We start from the raw sequence: 17,642 nt of genomic DNA on the forward strand, positions 1-17,642 counted from the left end.
CCACGGGCCATATTGGCCTCATATTCGTCTAGATCGTGGGATCTAGCTTAGACACTTCATCTTAGTCTGTGGCATTTAGCACAATGAGCGGCGGGCCGGATAAACGCTCACGCCCATTGAGGCCTTTGACTTCCAGCACAACGACGTTGCCGGCAACCTCGGCACCCGCGGACTCGAGCAGAAGTTTCGCACCATGGAGGGTGCCACCGGTGGCTAGGACGTCGTCGACAAGCACTACGCGCTTGCCCTTGATGTCGACGCCGCTGGCCGGAATCTCCAGCGCCGCCGAGCCGTATTCCAGCTCGTATTCCTCGGTGTATACCGGAGGAGGAAGCTTGCCCTTCTTGCGGATGGCTAGGATACCCAGGCCCATCTTGTAGGCCACGGCCGAGCCGAGGAGGAAGCCACGGGCATCTAGGCCACCGATCATCTCCGCGCCCAGTTCCTCGCAGGCGGCCGCTAAGCCGTCTACGACGGTGCGAAAAGCCTCTGGGTCTGCCAAAACTGGGGTGAGATCTTCGAAGAGGATACCCTCCTCTGGGAAGTCTTGAACGAGGCGAACCTTATCCTTGAGAGCCTGTGCTGCTGATTCGTAGTGCGAACTCATAATCTTCCTTGAGAAATAATTGCGAGAGGTCGTTAACGGCCGCTGTTGCGGGTCCTACTTCTTTTCGGTTGGAGCGGTGCTACGCCAGCGATCCATATTCCAACCGATGCCCGAGACGCCAGTGTACGGCAGGACACCTTCCACGTCGCGGCGGACGAGGAAGACACGCGGCTGCGCGGAGAGCGGAATGGACGGAATATCCTTCCACAAAGCTTCTTCTGTCTTCTTAAGCTCCGCAGAGTTTTTCATACTAGCTTCGACCGCGGAGTACTCCGTCTGAGGAGCTACCGGTCCAAGGAAAGCGTCGACGGTAGGTGCCCAGGTTTCTGGATCCATTTCCAGGTAGTGCTGAGACATAAACTCCGCAGACGCATCCTCGATGGTGATTCCGGCCGGCTCACAGGATGCACGGAGCTGTTCCACCATAGCTGCGTAACGCTTATCCGGTCCTAAGTAGCCGACCTTGATGGTCGTTCCATTCAGATTCCCCGCCTGCGCCAGATCGGTACCCTGGTGCTCCTTACCCACTTTGTCGAGGCCGCCGGCAACCGGGTTGGTGACGGAAACGGTGCGCACATAAGCCGGTGGCACCTCTACGCCAGAGGCCGCGGAGCTTGCCTGAGCCACCGCCTGCTGATCGACGCACGCAGCGAAGCTCTCGCGCGCCCACGGCTCGGCGAATACCCCAGCCTCAGACAGCGTCAGCGTATCCGTTAGCTCGCCTACCATTGGGGTAGCTTCATAGGAGTCCTCCCCTGACTCACTTTGATTCCGGTCAAGCCAGTCAGGGGTTGCATTGGCGGCGTCGACCACGCGCAGTGCCCCCTTATCTACCAGCTTGTGCGCGTCAGCATCCGCTGGCCACACCACAACGTGGTCCTCGGCTGGCGCATCCCCAAAGTATTTTTCGTTCGCTTTGAGGATAACCTCGCCCTCATCGCCTATCTTGTCGATGACATAGGGGCCAAAAGACACTTGCAGTTTTGGATCGAGTTGATCCTTTGCCACAGAGAAGCCATACCGCCATGCCTGGGCAACTGGATCTAGCGCTTGCATATCTTCGGCTGCCAGCGCCGCATTAAGCTCCTCAAGGCTCAACCCAGCCTTTTCTGCCAGCGCATGGGCGGGCATGACCGTTCCGGCGCCAAACATATGGCGCCAGCGCTGCCCCTGATCCTTATTAAAGGTCAACGTAAACGATTTGCTGTGGGGTTCGCAGCTGAAATTCGCAATGTCATTCATCAGCGGCATATGGGAGGCGAATTCAGCCGGATGGGTGCCGGCAACGTAAGTCAAATAGTAATCATCACAGGTCACGGGAGTGCCATCGGAAAAGACGGCATCCTCGGCCAAGGTCAGCTGGACGCTGCGCTGGTCGCTGCCCTCAGCGGGCGGGAGCTCTTCCGTTTCTACTAGGTCTGCATTGGGGATCAATTCGCCCGCGGGACCAGGTACGAAAAGGCCAGGATATAGGCGCGTGGATAACAGTCCGGCGGAGCTGGCAGAACCAAAGGAGGTGCCTGCGTTGGTAGTGGCCAGACGGGAATTTACCTGGTACCCAAAGTATCCATAGGATTCTGGTTCCTGGGGCGCAGCCGAAGACTCATCCTCGCCACCCTGCCCGCTGCAGGCAGATGCAGCCAGGGCGAGTGCGGATACGCATGAAGCAAGGGCCCGCCTCCCCCTATGACGTCCTCCAGAACTGCTCTTTTCCTTAAGCATGGTTATGTGCCCTCACTTCAGCTAGCGATCCGCCTGAATTTTACTACCGGAAGTTACCTGCCTGGCCGCCACGTTGCGCCAGGGTGTCCGGTGGACTCCGCCGATTCGGCCTCATTGCCAGCCGGGGTGGACTGAGCACTTACTGGCGAAACCACGGTGCGCCCCGCTGCGGGTGCGTCATCTTCTGCAGCACCCTTCTCATCCTTACCAGCACGGTAGTCCGCTACTCGCTTATTGTGGCGCTTAGTCTTCTTGGACATATTGGCGAAGGTGACAACCAATGGCGTAGCGAAGAAGATGGAGGAGAAAATACCCTCAACCACACCGATGAGCTGGATGAGTGCCAAATCGCGCAGGGTACCAATGCCCATGAGCCACACGGCCACCACGAAGAGCGCGATAATCGGCAGCGCAGAAATCACCGAGGTAGAAATCGAGCGCATGACCGTCTGGTTAATCGCCAGGTTCGTCAGCTCAGCAAAGGTCTTCTTGCGCTGTCCCTCCAGGCCTTCCGTGTTCTCGTTGATCTTGTCAAAGACGATGACCGAGTCATACATGGAGAAGGTCAGGACGGTAAGCAGACCGATAATGACAGCAGGGGAAACCTGGAATCCGAAGAGCGCATAAATGCCGGCAATAATCACGCCGTCTGCAATCAGGGCGATGATAGCGGCAAAAGCCATGTTCTTCTGCAAGCGAATGGCCACATAAACGGTGGCAGCTACCAAGAAGACCAGCATGGCGATAAGCATGCGCTGGGTAATGGCAGAACCCCAAGACTCAGATACCGTGGACGAACCGATGGCATCCGGGGTGGCCTTACCTTCTTCATCCTTCGGCTTAAAGTCCTCGTAGATAGCGGTACGAGCCGCATTCACCTCTTCTTGGCTGAGGCGTTCGGAGACAATCTCCAAGGTCTCGGAGTTGCCGGAGCCTACGATATGTACCTGCTCGGGTTCTACGCCGCTGGAATCTTCAAAGACGCGTCCTACTTCTTCTTCCTTAAGGTCCCCTGCCGGCATGGACAGCGTAGTGCCGCCTTCGAAGTCAATCGAGAGGCTGAAGCCGCGAATTAGGATTGCGGCCACGGCCGCCACGATCAGCGCGGCGGTGATGCCGTACCACAGCTTGGTGCGGCCAATGAAGTCATAACCGCGCTCATCCTCGTAGAGGCGGTCCATTCGGGAAATCTTGTGCTTAGTCGAAACAGCCATGCTTATTTCTCCTCATCTTCCGCAGCATCAACGGGACGTGCGGTTCCTGCGGCAGTATGTGCTGCCGTTTCTGTGGTGGCTGCCTCCTTGGTTGCGGAGGTTTTAGTGGAGCCTGCTTTGCGATGCCCCGAGCCGAAATAGCCGCGTTCACGACGCTCTTCCACCAAGGCGTAGATACCGCCAAGGCCGTTCATCGAAGGCTTGGCTGCAGCTGGACGGCGGCCCACCAACTGCATCAGTGGTGCCATAACCAAGAAGGATACGACAAGGTCGAAGACCGTGGTCAGGCCCATGGTAAAGGCGAAGCCCTTAACCTCACCGATGGCGAGGAAGTAGACCACTACGGAGCCGATGAGGGTCACCGCGTTACCGGTCACGATGGTCGCACGAGCACGCTCCCACGCCTTTTGCGTAGCGGAGCGGAAAGTGCGTCCCTCTAGCAGCTCATCCTTGATGCGTTCGTAGTAGACCACGAAGGAGTCAGCCGTTGCACCCACACCGATGACCAGACCGGCAATACCGGAGAGATCCAGTGAGTAGCCGATCCAACGACCCAGCAGCACCAAAGCACCATAGGTCAACAGGCCAGAAGAAATGAGGAAGACGAGGGAGACGCCGGCCAGTGCGCGGAAGTAATACAGCGAATAAGCCATCACGAGTACCAAGCCGACTAGGCCCGCGATAAGGCCGGCCTGCAGGGCGGCCTTACCCAGTGTCGGCGGAATGGACTCAATGGTACCGCCCGGCTCGCCATTTTCACCGGCGAAGGACAGCGGCAGTGCGCCATACTTCAAGTTATTGGCCAGGTTCTGTGCTTCCTCCTGGCTGAAATCACCAGTAATAGAGGTTGCGGACCCAACTGGAGTTGCGCCCTGGATCACCGGTGCAGAGATAACTGCGGAGTCAAGGGTAATGGCGACTTGGTCGTTGAGGTGTTCCTTGGTGAGGTCCGCCCACGTCTGGGAACCGTTTGGTCCATCTCCGGTCTTGAAAGAGAAGTTGATCTCCATTTGGCCGGTTTTGTTGTTCATACCGCCTTCGATAGGACCATTGGTATTGATCTCATTGCCGGTTAGGCGGGTGCCATTTTCATCCTTGATGCCGTTAAGAAGTGGCGCGGGCTCGAGGACGTACGGGTTGCCCTTGGAATAATCACAGGTAACAAATGGCTTAGCCGGATCGTCCGCGCCAGCCAGCGGATCGGTATCGCCCTGACAGGTCATCAGCATCGAAGCTGCGGCTTGGGTCGTCGGATCCTCGGACTGGCGGTCCTTGAGCAACATCTCCGTGATTTCATCACGGCGCTTCGACTGCTCAATGGAGTTGCTTGGCTCATCCAGGGGCTTAGCGCTGACCTTTGGAGCCTTCTTCTCCTTTGGCTTCTGTCCGGTCATCTGCGCTTCCTGCGCAGAGATGGCCTTGACGCCTTGATCCATCTGCTTGTTCGCTTCGTCTGCGCTTAGCACGCCATACTTTACCCAGCGGTTGGCCATGTCTTCTAGCTCCTTATTGAGCTTGCCCATATCCGGCATGGATGGCTTAGCCACTGGGCGGAAGAAGAGCTGCGAGGTCTTACCTACGGCCTGTGCTTGGGAAGCGTCCTCTCCTGGCACGGTAATAACCAGGGTATTGCCGTTAATGACAACCTCAGAGCCAGAAACGCCCATACCATTGACACGCTGTTCCAAGATGGTGCGTGCTTGTTTGAGCTGGTCCTGAGTGGGTTCCTCGCCTTGCGGAGCAAGCGTTACGCGAGTACCGCCCTGCAGGTCAATGCCGAGCTTCGGCGTGCTTTGACGGCTACCAGTAAGAAAGATAAGCGCATAGATAACAACCACAATGAGGACGAATAACGCGATAGCGCGCTTCGGCCATTGGCGTTGGCTATTTTTCATAGCGCGACGGGGTGATGCGGACAACGATAATCTCCTGTGCTGCTTATAACAGGGTGCTTAGACAATAAATACGGCCCGACCGGATGGCGCAGGCACGTCAACAACGCACAATCGTACGTCATGAGACGGAATTTTCCTTAACGAGGGCCAGATAAGGCCCAAAGTGTGATGGGGTCTACGCTCCACAAAGTTCCCACCACCTAGCAAACGTTAAGATAACTCTCAGGAAAGACGGGGTTAGTTCTTCCCCTCGCCGCCGAACGGAGGGACATTCTAATCAGGCAGGTTATCTTCCGTATCGCCTTGTGCTTCCCCAGCAGCCGCAGGGCGCTCGAGCTTATTGGCCTCCTGCTCGGTGCGAATCACGGCCATCTTGTCAAAAGTAACCACCACTCCTGGGGCAATTTCTAGATCCACATCCTTGTCACTGGTGTTACGCACCACGCCGTGTACACCGCCCGCGGTAACGATGGAATCGCCCGGCTTGAGGGAGTTTTGTAGGGCCTGCATATCATTTTGGCGCTGGCGCTGCTTTCGCATGGCCATGAAGGAGGGGATGACGAACAGGATGCCAATAATGATGAGAATGATGATTTCCATAGCTCCCTAGTGTGCCAGACGGAAGTGAACACAAAAACCCAGAGTGCTTGACCAAGCAGGCTGGCGCCTGGAATTAAAACAGGCCGGCTGCCCCCTCAGGAGGAGTTAGCCCCAAGTGCCGCCACGCGGCGGCGGTAGCTACGCGGCCGCGTCCTGTCCGCGCAATCATTCCCGCACGCACCAGGTAGGGCTCACACACCTCCTCCACCGTCGAGGGCTCCTCGCCCACCGCAATGGCAAGGGTGCTCACGCCGACCGGTCCGCCGCCGTGCCCCTTAATTAAGGCATCGAGTACCGCCCGGTCCAAGCGATCGAGGCCCATTTCATCCACGTCGAAGACCTCGAGCGCCCCCTGGGCCGCACTAAGATCAATCAGACCCGAGCCGTTGACCTCGGCATAGTCGCGAACGCGGCGCAACAGACGGTTAGCAATACGCGGGGTGCCACGCGAACGAGAACCAATTTCTACCGCTGCATCATGGTCAATATCTACGTCTAAGATGTGCGCCGCACGCTTAATCACCTGAGTTAAGTCAGCCGTGTCGTAGTACTCCATTTGCGCAGTAAAGCCGAATCGATCACGCAGGGGGCCAGTAAGCATGCCGGCGCGGGTTGTAGCCCCTACCAGGGTAAAAGGCGGGATTTCCAGCGGAATGGAGGTAGCACCAGGCCCCTTGCCTACGATGACGTCAATACGGAAATCTTCCATCGCCATATACAGCATTTCTTCTGCTGGCCGGGCAATGCGGTGGATCTCATCGATGAAAAGCACGTCGCCTTCCATCAGATTTGAAAGCATGGCGGCCAAATCGCCGGCGCGCTCTAAGGCAGGCCCCGAAGTCATACGCAGCGAGGTCCCCAACTCCTGGGAAATAATCATCGCCATGGTGGTCTTACCCAGGCCAGGCGGGCCAGAGAGCAGAACGTGGTCCGGCGTAACTCCACGATTCTTAGCGCCTTTGAGCACCAAGGAAAGCTGCTCGCGCACCTTGGGCTGGCCTATAAACTCATCTAGCGACTTCGGGCGCAATGACCGCTCAATATCATGTTCCTCGGAGTGTGCGGTCGCTTCGACGTCGCTATTGCGCTGCGAATAATGCGCCGCGTCGATGCCGTCGGGGAGGTTAAATTCGGTGCGCTCAATATCGGACATGATTGTTCAGCCTTCCTGCCTGCCGTTACTTTTTCTTGCCCAGCTGCGCTAGAGCCGCACGCAAGAGGGAAGACGTATCGGCATCAGGGTTCTCCGCGTATGCCGCTTCCACCACAGGCCGCGCTCCCTTATCAGTAAACCCAAGACCAATGAGCGCTTCCGTCACGCTTTCTACCACGGCCCCGCCGGCTGGCGCGACGGCGGTATCGCTGGCACCTGCAGTAGAGGGCTCGCTTGGCGCAAAGGCCGCCACCTTATCTTTCAGCTCCAATGCCAAGCGCTGAGCCATACGCTTACCGACGCCCGGGATAGATTGCAGCGCCTTCACGTCTTCCGCACCAATTGCAGCTGCGAGCTCCCCTGCGCCCATGACCGAAAGCGCCGCCAAAGCAAGCTTTGGTCCGAGCCCCGACACGGATTGCAGAACTTGGAACATCTCGCGGTCCTCATCAGCGCTAAAGCCATAAAGAGTCAGGGAGTCTTCCTTGACCACCAAGTTGGTGAGAACCGTAGCTGCTTCCCCGCGGCGCAAAGTGCCCAGCGTTTTTGGGGTGGCCAAGAACTTGTATCCCACGCCTGCACAATCGATGACCCCATGGTCGAGTCCAATATGGATTACCTCTCCACGCAGTGCAGCAATCATTGGCTTCCTATCCTTTTCTCTCAGTAAATTTCTCTACCGCTTCTTAGCTTGTCCGCGCACGCCACTTGTCTTGGCTCCAAGCCCAAGACCATTCTGGTCCATCCGCGCAATGGCAGGGGCGCGCCAGCAATGACACACCGCCAAGGCGAGTGCATCGGCGGCGTCGGCAGGCTTGGGCGGCTCCGTCAACCCCAGAATACGGGTGATCATAGCGGTCATCTGCTTTTTATCGGCGCGTCCATTTCCAGAGATTGCCTTTTTCACCTCGGATGGGGTGTACATATACACCGGAATATCGCGCTCAGCTGCAGCCAGCACCAACACCCCTACCACGTGGGCAGTTTGCATGACCGTGGAGACCTGGCCGCGTTCGAAGACTCGCTCGATCGCTACCACATCCGGCGTATAGTCATCCATCCATTCTTTCGCTGCCACTGAAAGACGCAGGAGGCGCTCCGTTAAGTCTTTATCGCTAGGGGTACGAACCACACCTACAGAAACCGGGAGAATTGCTCGGCCGCGACCAGCTTGAACCACGGAAAGTCCGCAACGCGTCAAGCCTGGGTCAATCCCCATTACGCGCATTCCTTCTAGGTTCATCTCTCCCCCATTGTCATGTCAGCGCCTTATCGCACCGCCTACTGCCCCCATTATGGACTACACACAGGTGTTCTACAAACGTAGTAGTCCACCCCACCATAGCGAAGCGCCGGCAGCGCCTCCGGCGAGCAATTCTCGCGGAGCGCTCCCGGCGCTACATAGCCGCCGCTCTTGCGGCGAAGAGGTGATTAACCCTCGTTCAACTCGGCTAGTACCTCATCGGACAGGTCCATGTTGGTGTAGACGTTTTGCACGTCATAGCATCAATGAGGCGGAAAATCTTCTTGGCATCATTGGCATCAAGCGGCACCTCAACAGAAGCGCGGAAGTCATTATCAGAGTCATCGACCTCAATATCGGCTTCCTTGAGCGCGTCCTTAACGGCCTGCACATCCGTCGGAGCGCAGACGATTTCGAACTTCTCGCCCTGGTCCTTTACCTCTTCCGCGCCAGCTTCTAGCACGGCCATCAAAACATCGTCTTCCGTCAGCTCGCCCTTTTCTATTAGGACGTAGCCGGTACGGGTGAACATATAGGCCACGGAGCCGGATTCGCCCAAGTTGCCGCCGTTTTTAGACATAGCGGTACGCACGTCGGTCGCCGCACGGTTGCGGTTATCCGTAAGGCACTCAATGAGCATGGCCACGCCGTTGGGGCCATAGCCTTCGTACATGATGGTTTCCCAGTCGGCGCCGCCGGCTTCCTCACCGGATCCACGCTTGCGAGCACGCTCAATATTGTCATTGGGGACGGAGGCCTTCTTGGCCTTCTTGATCATGTCATCAAGGGTTGGGTTAGCCGCTGGGTCACCACCGCCGGTGCGGGCCGCCACTTCGATATTCTTGATCAGCTTGGCAAATTCCTTGCCACGCTTTGCATCGTTGGCAGCCTTCTTATGCTTGGTAGTTGCCCATTTCGAGTGGCCTGACATGTAGTCCCTTTCTAATCGGGTGCTGAAACTGGTGGCAATTATACGTGTGCTGCATGAATGCGTGAAAGCGACCCCCTTATAAGCGGGGCATATTTACACGTTGTGCCAATTGCCATGGGCGGAGCCGCTGCCCAGCTTTTCATCCAAGAAGCGCGTGAGGCCCTCTTGATTGACCAACGCCACCAATTCGCCCTCCTCCGTAAAGAGCTTGCCGCGCGCAATTGCCGTTCCTTGAAATGCTGAGGGTGATACTTGCTCATATAAGAGCCATTCATCCACGCGAATAGGACGCAGGAACCAAATGGCATGGTCGAGGCTGGCCAACTGCACTTTCTCTCCCTGATGCGGAAGGAGCGCGGAGCGGATGAGAGTCATATCCGACATGTAGGTCAGCGCGGCGCGGTGGAAAGCCGGATCCTGCGGAAGCTCACCGGTATTGCGAAACCAGATATGACGAAATCCTGCACCGGTGCGTTCCGCTGCCACAGGGGCTCGGCCTTCCTCTGGTACCAAGCGGATATCCCATTCCTCCCACTCTTTGAGGATGATGCGGGTGGAGTAAGGCGCACCGCCACCGGAACGAGCTGTTTCTTCGGGCCCAGGTACCTCCGGCATGGGATCTTGGTGCTGCGGTCCGCAGTCCCCGTTGCGGTGGAAGCTCGCCATGGCAGAGAAAAGTAGCGTGCCCCCTTGGTAGGCGCGTACCTGCCGGTTGGCAAAGGATCTACCGTCCCGAATGCGCTCGACCCGCAACTCAATCGGCCGGCTCGCGTCACCAGGCCCCACAAAATAGCCGTGCAGGGAGTGGACCTCTTTCCCGGAAACGGTGCGTTGGGCCGCAGCCACTGCTTGGCCAGCAATATGTCCGCCGAAAGTACGCTCAATCCGCGACTCCACCGCCGGGCCACTAAAGACATCGTCCGCTCCCGTTTCCTCTATGTTCAAAATCTCGCGGATGGCCGCCATCTCCACACTCCCAATGTCCTAAATCACTACCGCTAGCAATTGTCGTCCACACTACTAAAAGGTCGAGCCGCCGATTCCTTTTCTCATTATCTCTCCCCCATTTTTTGGCATAAGTGGAAGAATTTTCTAGAAGAAACTATGTCCGCCACCGAAGTGAGCGCTCTTTGAATAAAGTCTTTTGGGTGAAACGCCTCGCTTCTGTTCCTGCAGTTTGGATTGGGTGGGTTATCGCCCGCCTGTGCCTTGTATATCTACTCAAGATTGACCACAGTCCCAGGGGCGATGTCGCATATTATTTTGCGGGTATCTACGGCGACGACCCAACTCAAATGACCGAGTACCCTCATGCAGGCACGTGGCCTACGGTGCTTTTGGGGTGGCTCACCGGTGAAAATATCACCGCTTTCTATATCGGCTTTACCATCATGACGCTGCTTGTCGACGCCGCGTTTTTAGCCCTGCTGCTGCGCCACCATCCCACCCAACCGCGCGCTTTTTGGGCCGCTTGGTTCTGGGTTTTCTTCGGCACCGCGGCCGGCCATGCCTTTGTGTGGCGCCTCGATATTTTCCCCGCCCTAGCCGTCGCCGGAGCAGCCGCCCTTCTGGCTACCCATCCCCTTATTGCCTCGGCGTTACTGGGCTTTGCCACCACCATGAAGCTTTGGCCCGGAGTGCTCGCCGCAGGCTTAGTGGGCCGCTTCAATAGGTCTGCGACCTGGCAACGCCTGCTCGTCTTCTTCTGCACCATCATTGCAGTCTGCGCCATAACGGTTGCCACCTGTGGCACCGAACGCTTACTTTCACCTTTAAACTACCAGGGCGTGCGCGGTCTCCAGTTGGAGTCCATCCCGGCGACCTTCCTGTTGCTGCAAGCGCATCGCCACCCCGGCCGCTGGGATTTGGGCTACGCCGCTTCCAAGAGCTTTGAGATCTCCGGGCCCGGCGTGGATACCGCCATCAGGTGGAGCACCATAGCGATCATTATCATCCTGGTGTTTGCGGTGGGATGGGCGCTCTACCGGCTGTGTGCCGGCGGATGGACTACGCGCACCACCATGGCGTTCTTTAGCGTTATGGTCTTGCTCCTTATCGCGACCAATAAGGTTTTCTCCCCGCAATACATCGTCTGGCTCGGCCCGCTGCTTGCAGTGGTGATCCGCCAGCGACTTCCACAAGGGTTTACTACCTTGCGGGTAGTCCAGCGCCTGCTAGCGGTCTGCGCCATTATCGCCGCTGCGCTGGGTACTTTGGTCTATCCGTTTAACTACGACTACATCTGGCATTACGTGGGCGAGAATATGTTCCCCGTTTATCTCTTGGTGGCCCGCAATATTCTCATCGTGGTTATGGCCATCATTGGGCTTATATGGTTTGCGCTCGAGGTGGCGCTGGCTGGAAAACTGGAACGCCCAGGAATTCACCAGCCACACGCGCCAAGCGCCCTGGCACAGCCGGTTTTACGCCGCCGAGGCGGCCGGCACTCGCTTCGGTCATAAAACCGCTCAGCAGGCTACTCAGCCAGCATGTAGTCAAAGTATTCCGGCAGCTTTGCGGTGCCGCCCAGATGGAAAAGCCGCACCGCAGGGCGCAGACGCAAAGCGCGAGTATCGCTGACCGCTTCGTTATAAAAGCGGTGGGCGAGCTGGATTCGCCCTTCGGCGTCGGCAAGCGCGGCGGGGCGGCGCTCTGCGGGAAACTCTTGCACAATGGCGGCAGAAAGCTCCCGCTCGGCCAGCGTGCGCGGTTCGAAGTGGCCTTGGTAGAGTTCGGTGGATTCGGCTCTTTGGGCCAGGGCCGCCAGCCCTGGTGCTACTGCCGCTGTGACCGCTGCCCTGCGGTCTAGGGCCGCCTGTAGCTGTGCCAGCGAGGCATCGGTGCGAATGTGCAGTGAGTTGAGCCGCTGAGCGGTAAAAAGCGCCCAGGAGCCCACGATGATGAGCAGAAAGAGGACTAGCGCAATTTCAATGGCCATTAGCGCTTCACCCTCACCTTGGTTCCGTCCTGGACGGTTTCATAGACCTGCATAACAGCTGCTGCCACATGGTCCCAGTCATACGTGCTGGCACGCTCGACGCCATTGCGTGTCAGCCGAACCCGGTACTCGGCATCATCAAGCACCTCACTTAAGACGCGCACCAGATCTTCACTATCCTCATTGCGGAAGAGTGCGCCGGCAGGCTCATCAGAATCGGCGTTGCACACCGCGCGGAAGGCTTCAAGGTCAGAAGCAACTACTGCCGCGCCGGCCGCCATGGCCTCTACTAACACAATGCCGAAACTTTCGCCCCCGGTATTTGGGGCCACGTATACATCGGCGCGGCCGAGGATCTCGGCCTTTTCGGCATCGCTGACTCGGCCGACAAAATCTACGCCTTCTACCTCGCGAGCACGGCCGCCACCCATGATGGTAACGCGGAGGGGGTGGTCTATCTGGCGGAGCGCACGAAGCAGGATATCCAGCCCCTTGCGCGGCTCGTCGAGCCTGCCTAAGAAGACTACTTCTAAAGGATCTCCGGGGGCCTTGGCTGGGCTGCGGCGCCGTGCCTGCGCGTATACCGATGTATCCACGCCGTTGGGAATGAGGACTGGGTCTCCGCCCAATTGCTCCACCTGCCAGCGGCGCGCCATATCTGAAACCGCGATACCGCCGCGGATCTTTTCCAAAAAAGGCGCGAGGAAAGGCTTGGCAAGGGTCAAGACCAGCGAGCTCGACGCGGAGGCGTGATACGTGGCCACCAACGGTCCCTGCGCTACGGCCAGCGCGGTCATGGAAAAGCTCGGGGAATTGGGCTCATGGATGTGCAAAACATCAAAGTCGCCATCTTTGATAAAGCGTTTGACCTTGCGCGTTACCTGAGGTCCGACGGACAGGCGGGCCACCGAACCGTTATAAGCAATGGGAAAAGCCGGGCCTCCCTTGACCACAAAATCAGGCAGCGGCGTGGAGTCAGAAGCGGGGCCGATGACTTGAACATAGTGCCCTTGCTCTATATATACAGTGGCTAGATCAAGGATATGGGCTTGAACTCCGCCCGGTTCATCAAAGGAGTAGGGGCACACGATGCCGATCCGCATTATTTCTCGCCTTCCTGCCGTGCACCAGCGTGGCGGCTATCACGGGCCTTGTGCGCGGCGCGCGCTTGCCGACGCCTCTCAATATCGACATTCCACTGCGGCTGCAGCATATGCCAATCCTCCGGATGCCGGCGAATATTGGCAGCGAAGCCATCGGCCATGCGTTGCGTAGTCTCTTGTACGTTTGTTACCTCAAGTTCCGGAGACACCGATAGGCCCCAGCCCTCTCCCTTAAACCATGAGTGCACCACATGGAGGGCGGCACCAGTCTCCAGCGCAAGGCGGGCGGGTCCGGCGGCCATATTGGCCTCCTCCCCCATGAAATCTACGCTCACACCACTTCGAGTCAGGTCACGCTCGGCCAGCAGGCACACCACGCCGCCAGCTTCTAATACTTCTTTGAGGCGAGCAAAAGGCGAGGCTTCGCCTCCGGTGAGGGGAAGGACCTCAAAACCGAGGGTTTCGCGGTAGTCCACAAAGGCGTCGAAAAGCACTGCGGGCTTCAAGCGCTCTGCGACAGTGGTGAACTGGCCATAGTGGCCCACGAGGAAGACACCCGCCATATCCCAATTACCCGAATGTGGGAGGGCCAAAATAGTGCCGCGTCCGGATTGAGCGGAAGCATCAAAATGCTCGAGACCTTCCAAGCCGCTGAGCAAGCGCTCGTGCAGGCTGGCATCGCCGTGCATAGCCGGCAGGCGGAAGGCCTCCATCCAATAGCGCATATAGGAGCGAACGGAATCGCGTACCAGCGCGCGGGTAACGTTTTCCGGCCCCACCACCCGGGCAAGGTTGCGGCGCAAGCCTTCCATTCCGCGGCCATTGCTGCTGGCAAAATCTGCGCCCCACCGAAACAGCGTGCGCGCAATGGGCTCAGGCAGCCGACGCACCACCTTCCACCCCGCGAGGTAGCCCGCCGCGGAGAGGTCTTCTTTATCCCACATGGTGTTAAAACCTCCTGGTTTTTCGGTGGTGCTCAGCGAGCTAGTGCTGCTCCTGGCGGGCAGCGATGACCATGCGCTGGCACACGGTAAAGATGGAGCCAACGGCAAGGATCCACAGCGCTACCTCGATAGCATGCGGAACGCCAAGGCCCTCAAGGCCAATGCCGCCCAAGCCCAAGAGAAGCCGCTCAGGGCGCTCGATGAGGCCGCCGACCATCTTGAATCCAGACGCCTCTCCCCTAGCCTTGATATAGGAAATGACCTGAGAACATACCAAGGTGACAAAGCAAGCGATGACCGTAATGCGGGAAGAATCCGCGGAATAAATCAGCCACCACGCAATAGCGCTAAACAAGGCACCATCGGTGATTCGATCGCAGGAAGCATCCAAGGTCGCGCCAAAGGCGGTGGCTTTGCCAGTCAGACGCGCCATGGTGCCGTCGAGCATGTCAAAGGCAGCAAAGAGGCCGGATAATACGGCAGCGGAAAACAGGTGACCGGTAGGAATGAGGATCACCGAAATAGCAATGGTGACAATGGTTCCCACAATAGTCACCACATTCGGGGTCAGGCCCAGCTTTAAAAAGGCCTTCGCTATAGGTTCCACCACCACGGCGGCGGGCTTTCGCCCATGCACGCTAAGCACGCGAATCCTCCTCTTCCATCTCGCGCCAACCTTCTGCCAGCACGCGGCGTGTATCCTGCAGAAGCTGCGGTAATACCTTAGTCCCATCGAGGACAGTCATAAAGTTACTATCCCCAGGCCACCTTGGCACCACATGCAGGTGCAGGTGATCTCCCACGGAGCCTCCTGAAGAGCGCCCCAAGTTCAAACCTACGTTAATGGCCTCGGGGTGAGAGACGCGTTTGAGTACCCGGATAGCCTTTTGCGCAAACTCCATCAGCTCTTGAGATTCCTCTTGCGTTAGGTTCTCAAGCTGAGATTCTTTACGGTACGGCACCACCATGAGGTGTCCAGCGTTGTACGGAAAGAGGTTTAGCAATGCATAAACACTCTTGCCACGGGCGATGATGAGCCCGTCTTCGTCGCTACCCTGCGGGGCGGCAACGAAGGGGTCCTCAGAGCGCTTGGCTATATAAGCCATGCGATAAGGTGCCCACAGCCGCTCTAGACGGTCCGGTTCGCCCGCGCCTGAGTCAACGAAGGTCCCCTCCGCCGCTCCATTGTCGAAAGCGGCGGAGCTTTTGGTCTCGCGCGTCTTTTTAGCGTCGGGCACTGATGAGCTCTTCAGTCGGCTGCTCGTTATTGCGTTCTGCGACCCACGCAGTGATGAGCTCCACAGCCTCATTCACCGGCACACCATTGACCTGGGTGCCATCTAGGAAGCGGAAGGACACGGCGCCGGCTTCCACATCGCGAGCACCGGCGACCAGCATGAATGGGACCTTTCCGGTGGTGTGATTGCGAATCTTTTTCTGCATGCGGTCATCGGAGGTATCCACATCGGCGCGGATTCCCTTCTGGCGCAGCTGTGCGGCAACTTCTTCAAGGTGCGGGGAGAATTCATCGGCCACCGGGATGCCCACCACCTGGTGCGGAGCCAGCCAAGCTGGGAATGCGCCAGCGTAGTGCTCCAGCAGCACACCAAAGAAACGTTCAATGGAGCCAAAGAGCGCACGGTGAATCATGATCGGGCGCTTCTTTGTTCCGTCCGAAGCGGTGTATTCCAGCTCGAAGCGCTCGGGCAAGTTGAAGTCCAATTGCACGGTAGACATCTGCCAGGTACGGCCAATGGCATCGCGGGCCTGGACCGAAATCTTTGGACCGTAGAAAGCTGCGCCTGCTGGGTCCGGTACCAGCTCCAAGCCAGACTTTTCCGCGACCGACTGCAAGATGGAAGTCGAGCGCTCCCAAATCTCGTCGGAACCGACGAACTTATTCGGATCCTTGGTGGAAAGCTCCAGGTAGAAATCAGACAGGCCATAGTCCTTCAGCAGGGAGATGATGAAGTCCAGGACCTTGGTGAGTTCTTCTTCCAGCTGTTCTTCAGTGCAGTAAATGTGCGCGTCGTCCTGGGTAAAGCCGCGGGCACGGGTGAGACCGTGGACCACGCCCGACTTTTCGTAGCGGTAGACGGTGCCGAACTCAAAGAGGCGCAGCGGCAACTCGCGGTAGGAACGGCCACGGGATGCAAAAATCAGGTTGTGCATCGGGCAGTTCATGGGCTTGGCGTAGTAGTCCTGCGGCTCCTTGACGGTATTGCCCTCTTCGTCATACTCGCCATCGAGCTGCATTGGCGGGAACATGCCATCAGCGTAGAAGTCCAGGTGGCCCGACTTCTTGAAAAGATCGCCCTTGGTGATATGCGGGGTGTTGACAAAAGAATAGCCGGCCTGGACGTGGCGGTTGCGAGAGTGGTTTTCCATCTCCATGCGCACGGTAGCGCCATTCGGGTGGAATACCGGGAAACCGGACCCAATCTCATCTGGGAAGGAGAAGAGGTCAAGTTCTTGGCCCAAGCGGCGATGGTCGCGCTTTTCAGCCTCTTCCACCATGGTCTGGTAGGCCTCCAGGGCCTCCTTGGACTCAAAAGCGGTGCCGTAAATGCGCTGCAGGCCAGCCTTAGACTGGTCTCCGCGCCAGTATGCAGCAGAAGAGCGGGTTAGCGTGAAGGCCGGGATGTACTTGGTGGTTGGAACGTGCGGTCCGCGGCAGAGGTCGAACCACTCTACTTCCCCGGTGCGCGGGTTGATGTTGTCATAGTGGGTCAGATCGCCGGAACCAACCTCGGCGGCCTCATCGGAGTCAGGGTCAACGTTGCCCTTGTCCTGGACCAGCTCGAGCTTGAAGGGTTCTCCGGCAAGCGCCTGCTCCGCTTCTGCAGCGGATTCGTAAACGTGGCGCTCAAAACGCTGGCCTCCCTTAATGATCTTCTTCATGCGCTTTTCAATCGCCTTGAGATCTTCCGGGGTGAAAGGCTCCGCGGTTTGAAAATCGAAGTAGAAGCCATTTTCAATGGCCGGGCCGATGCCCAGCTTGGTGCCGGGGAATTCGGCCTGCACGGCCTGCGCCATAACGTGGCCGCAGGAGTGGCGGATTACCGCGCGACCGTCTTCCTCGCAGGCGGCTACCGGGGTGAAGGTGGATTCCGTGTCGGGGGTGTGCGACAAATCAAAGAGAGTGCCGTCTTCACCGCGAACGACTACGACAGCCTCAGGGCCCTTATTGGGAAGATTGAGCTCTCGCATTGCTGCGCCCACGGCCTGGCCGGCGGGCACGGTGAAGGAATCGTAATTGACCGGTACTACGGGAATGAGTTCCGCCATAATC

At 58.0% G+C, this 17,642-nt stretch carries 16 protein-coding genes and 1 pseudogene; 1 reads left to right on the forward strand and 16 read right to left on the reverse strand.

Annotation, left to right across the window (positions count from 1 at the left end; genetic code table 11):
* Positions 1 to 61 precede the first annotated feature (61 nt).
* The 10 genes and pseudogenes from ACP8J1_RS06590 to ACP8J1_RS06635 all read right to left on the reverse strand — a co-directional run bounded on the left by ACP8J1_RS06590 (position 62) and on the right by ACP8J1_RS06635 (position 10,331).
* Positions 62 to 607 (reverse strand): adenine phosphoribosyltransferase, encoded by a 546-nt coding sequence (locus ACP8J1_RS06590; RefSeq protein ID WP_023021438.1) that lies wholly within the window; start codon positions 605 to 607, stop codon positions 62 to 64.
* Positions 608 to 661: 54 nt separating this feature from the next.
* Positions 662 to 2,329: an ABC transporter substrate-binding protein gene (locus ACP8J1_RS06595; RefSeq protein WP_023021437.1), complete on the reverse strand. Its 1,668-nt coding sequence runs from the start codon at positions 2,327 to 2,329 to the stop codon at positions 662 to 664.
* 53 nt (positions 2,330 to 2,382) lie between these two features.
* The gene (gene secF, locus ACP8J1_RS06600; protein ID WP_023021436.1) at positions 2,383 to 3,543 is read right to left on the reverse strand and encodes a protein translocase subunit SecF; all 1,161 of its coding nucleotides are present in this window, start codon (positions 3,541 to 3,543) and stop codon (positions 2,383 to 2,385) included.
* A gap of 2 nt (positions 3,544 to 3,545) precedes the next feature.
* Positions 3,546 to 5,438 (reverse strand): protein translocase subunit SecD, encoded by a 1,893-nt coding sequence (secD, locus tag ACP8J1_RS06605; RefSeq protein WP_051138332.1) that lies wholly within the window; start codon positions 5,436 to 5,438, stop codon positions 3,546 to 3,548.
* Between the two features lie 273 nt (positions 5,439 to 5,711).
* Entirely contained in the window at positions 5,712 to 6,038 is a 327-nt protein-coding gene (yajC, locus tag ACP8J1_RS06610; RefSeq protein WP_023021434.1) for a preprotein translocase subunit YajC, read from the reverse strand.
* A gap of 73 nt (positions 6,039 to 6,111) precedes the next feature.
* A complete protein-coding gene (ruvB, locus tag ACP8J1_RS06615; protein ID WP_023021433.1) occupies positions 6,112 to 7,191 on the reverse strand; it encodes a Holliday junction branch migration DNA helicase RuvB in 1,080 nt (359 codons plus the stop codon).
* 25 nt (positions 7,192 to 7,216) lie between these two features.
* A complete protein-coding gene (gene ruvA, locus ACP8J1_RS06620) occupies positions 7,217 to 7,834 on the reverse strand; it encodes a Holliday junction branch migration protein RuvA (RefSeq protein ID WP_023021432.1) in 618 nt (205 codons plus the stop codon).
* A 33-nt stretch (positions 7,835 to 7,867) separates the two neighbouring features.
* A complete protein-coding gene (gene ruvC, locus ACP8J1_RS06625) occupies positions 7,868 to 8,434 on the reverse strand; it encodes a crossover junction endodeoxyribonuclease RuvC (protein WP_034655377.1) in 567 nt (188 codons plus the stop codon).
* Positions 8,435 to 8,622: 188 nt separating this feature from the next.
* Positions 8,623 to 9,365, reverse strand: a pseudogene (locus tag ACP8J1_RS06630) (YebC/PmpR family DNA-binding transcriptional regulator).
* 93 nt (positions 9,366 to 9,458) lie between these two features.
* Complete coding sequence (locus ACP8J1_RS06635) at positions 9,459 to 10,331, reverse strand: acyl-CoA thioesterase (RefSeq protein ID WP_023027862.1); 873 nt, start codon at positions 10,329 to 10,331, stop codon at positions 9,459 to 9,461.
* A 329-nt stretch (positions 10,332 to 10,660) separates the two neighbouring features.
* Between ACP8J1_RS06635 and ACP8J1_RS06640 the strand changes: the two genes are divergently transcribed.
* Positions 10,661 to 11,827, forward strand: a complete 1,167-nt coding sequence (locus ACP8J1_RS06640; RefSeq protein ID WP_232212594.1) for a DUF2029 domain-containing protein — start codon at positions 10,661 to 10,663, stop codon at positions 11,825 to 11,827.
* A 14-nt stretch (positions 11,828 to 11,841) separates the two neighbouring features.
* Here the strand turns inward: ACP8J1_RS06640 and ACP8J1_RS06645 are convergent, their stop codons facing one another.
* Genes ACP8J1_RS06645 through thrS form a run of 6 tightly spaced genes read right to left on the reverse strand, consistent with a single transcriptional unit; the run spans position 11,842 to position 17,638 of the window.
* Entirely contained in the window at positions 11,842 to 12,303 is a 462-nt protein-coding gene (locus ACP8J1_RS06645) for a hypothetical protein (protein WP_023021427.1), read from the reverse strand.
* Positions 12,303 to 13,406 (reverse strand): glycosyltransferase family 4 protein, encoded by a 1,104-nt coding sequence (locus ACP8J1_RS06650; protein WP_023021426.1) that lies wholly within the window; start codon positions 13,404 to 13,406, stop codon positions 12,303 to 12,305. The genes ACP8J1_RS06645 and ACP8J1_RS06650 overlap by 1 nt, the downstream gene beginning before the upstream one ends.
* Complete coding sequence (locus tag ACP8J1_RS06655; RefSeq protein WP_023021425.1) at positions 13,406 to 14,350, reverse strand: phosphatidylinositol mannoside acyltransferase; 945 nt, start codon at positions 14,348 to 14,350, stop codon at positions 13,406 to 13,408. The genes ACP8J1_RS06650 and ACP8J1_RS06655 overlap by 1 nt, the downstream gene beginning before the upstream one ends.
* 40 nt (positions 14,351 to 14,390) lie before the next feature.
* Positions 14,391 to 14,996, reverse strand: a complete 606-nt coding sequence (gene pgsA / locus ACP8J1_RS06660) for a phosphatidylinositol phosphate synthase (RefSeq protein WP_023021424.1) — start codon at positions 14,994 to 14,996, stop codon at positions 14,391 to 14,393.
* A complete protein-coding gene (locus ACP8J1_RS06665; RefSeq protein WP_023021423.1) occupies positions 14,989 to 15,588 on the reverse strand; it encodes an HIT family protein in 600 nt (199 codons plus the stop codon). The genes pgsA and ACP8J1_RS06665 overlap by 8 nt, the downstream gene beginning before the upstream one ends.
* Positions 15,575 to 17,638 carry a threonine--tRNA ligase gene (gene thrS / locus ACP8J1_RS06670; protein ID WP_486696449.1) on the reverse strand — a complete coding sequence of 688 codons (2,064 nt, stop codon included), beginning with the start codon at positions 17,636 to 17,638 and terminating at the stop codon, positions 15,575 to 15,577. Before thrS ends, ACP8J1_RS06665 begins: the two co-directional genes overlap by 14 nt.
* Positions 17,639 to 17,642: the final 4 nt, after the last annotated feature.

The sequence above is a fragment of the Corynebacterium sp. LaCa_205 genome (assembly GCF_057458085.1).

Bases quoted from the DNA above. Each gene is read 5' to 3' on its own strand.
- ACP8J1_RS06590 (WP_023021438.1), bottom strand. From the start codon at position 607: ATGAGTTCGCACTACGAATCAGCAGCACAGGCTCTCAAGGATAAGGTT.
- ACP8J1_RS06595 (WP_023021437.1), bottom strand. From the start codon at position 2,329: ATGCTTAAGGAAAAGAGCAGTTCTGGAGGACGTCATAGGGGGAGGCGG.
- secF (WP_023021436.1), bottom strand. From the start codon at position 3,543: ATGGCTGTTTCGACTAAGCACAAGATTTCCCGAATGGACCGCCTCTAC.
- secD (WP_051138332.1), bottom strand. From the start codon at position 5,438: ATGAAAAATAGCCAACGCCAATGGCCGAAGCGCGCTATCGCGTTATTC.
- yajC (WP_023021434.1), bottom strand. From the start codon at position 6,038: ATGGAAATCATCATTCTCATCATTATTGGCATCCTGTTCGTCATCCCC.
- ruvB (WP_023021433.1), bottom strand. From the start codon at position 7,191: ATGTCCGATATTGAGCGCACCGAATTTAACCTCCCCGACGGCATCGAC.
- ruvA (WP_023021432.1), bottom strand. From the start codon at position 7,834: ATGATTGCTGCACTGCGTGGAGAGGTAATCCATATTGGACTCGACCAT.
- ruvC (WP_034655377.1), bottom strand. From the start codon at position 8,434: ATGAACCTAGAAGGAATGCGCGTAATGGGGATTGACCCAGGCTTGACG.
- ACP8J1_RS06635 (WP_023027862.1), bottom strand. From the start codon at position 10,331: ATGGCGGCCATCCGCGAGATTTTGAACATAGAGGAAACGGGAGCGGAC.
- ACP8J1_RS06640 (WP_232212594.1), top strand. From the start codon at position 10,661: ATGACCGAGTACCCTCATGCAGGCACGTGGCCTACGGTGCTTTTGGGG.
- ACP8J1_RS06645 (WP_023021427.1), bottom strand. From the start codon at position 12,303: ATGGCCATTGAAATTGCGCTAGTCCTCTTTCTGCTCATCATCGTGGGC.
- ACP8J1_RS06650 (WP_023021426.1), bottom strand. From the start codon at position 13,406: ATGCGGATCGGCATCGTGTGCCCCTACTCCTTTGATGAACCGGGCGGA.
- ACP8J1_RS06655 (WP_023021425.1), bottom strand. From the start codon at position 14,350: ATGTGGGATAAAGAAGACCTCTCCGCGGCGGGCTACCTCGCGGGGTGG.
- thrS (WP_486696449.1), bottom strand. From the start codon at position 17,638: ATGGCGGAACTCATTCCCGTAGTACCGGTCAATTACGATTCCTTCACC.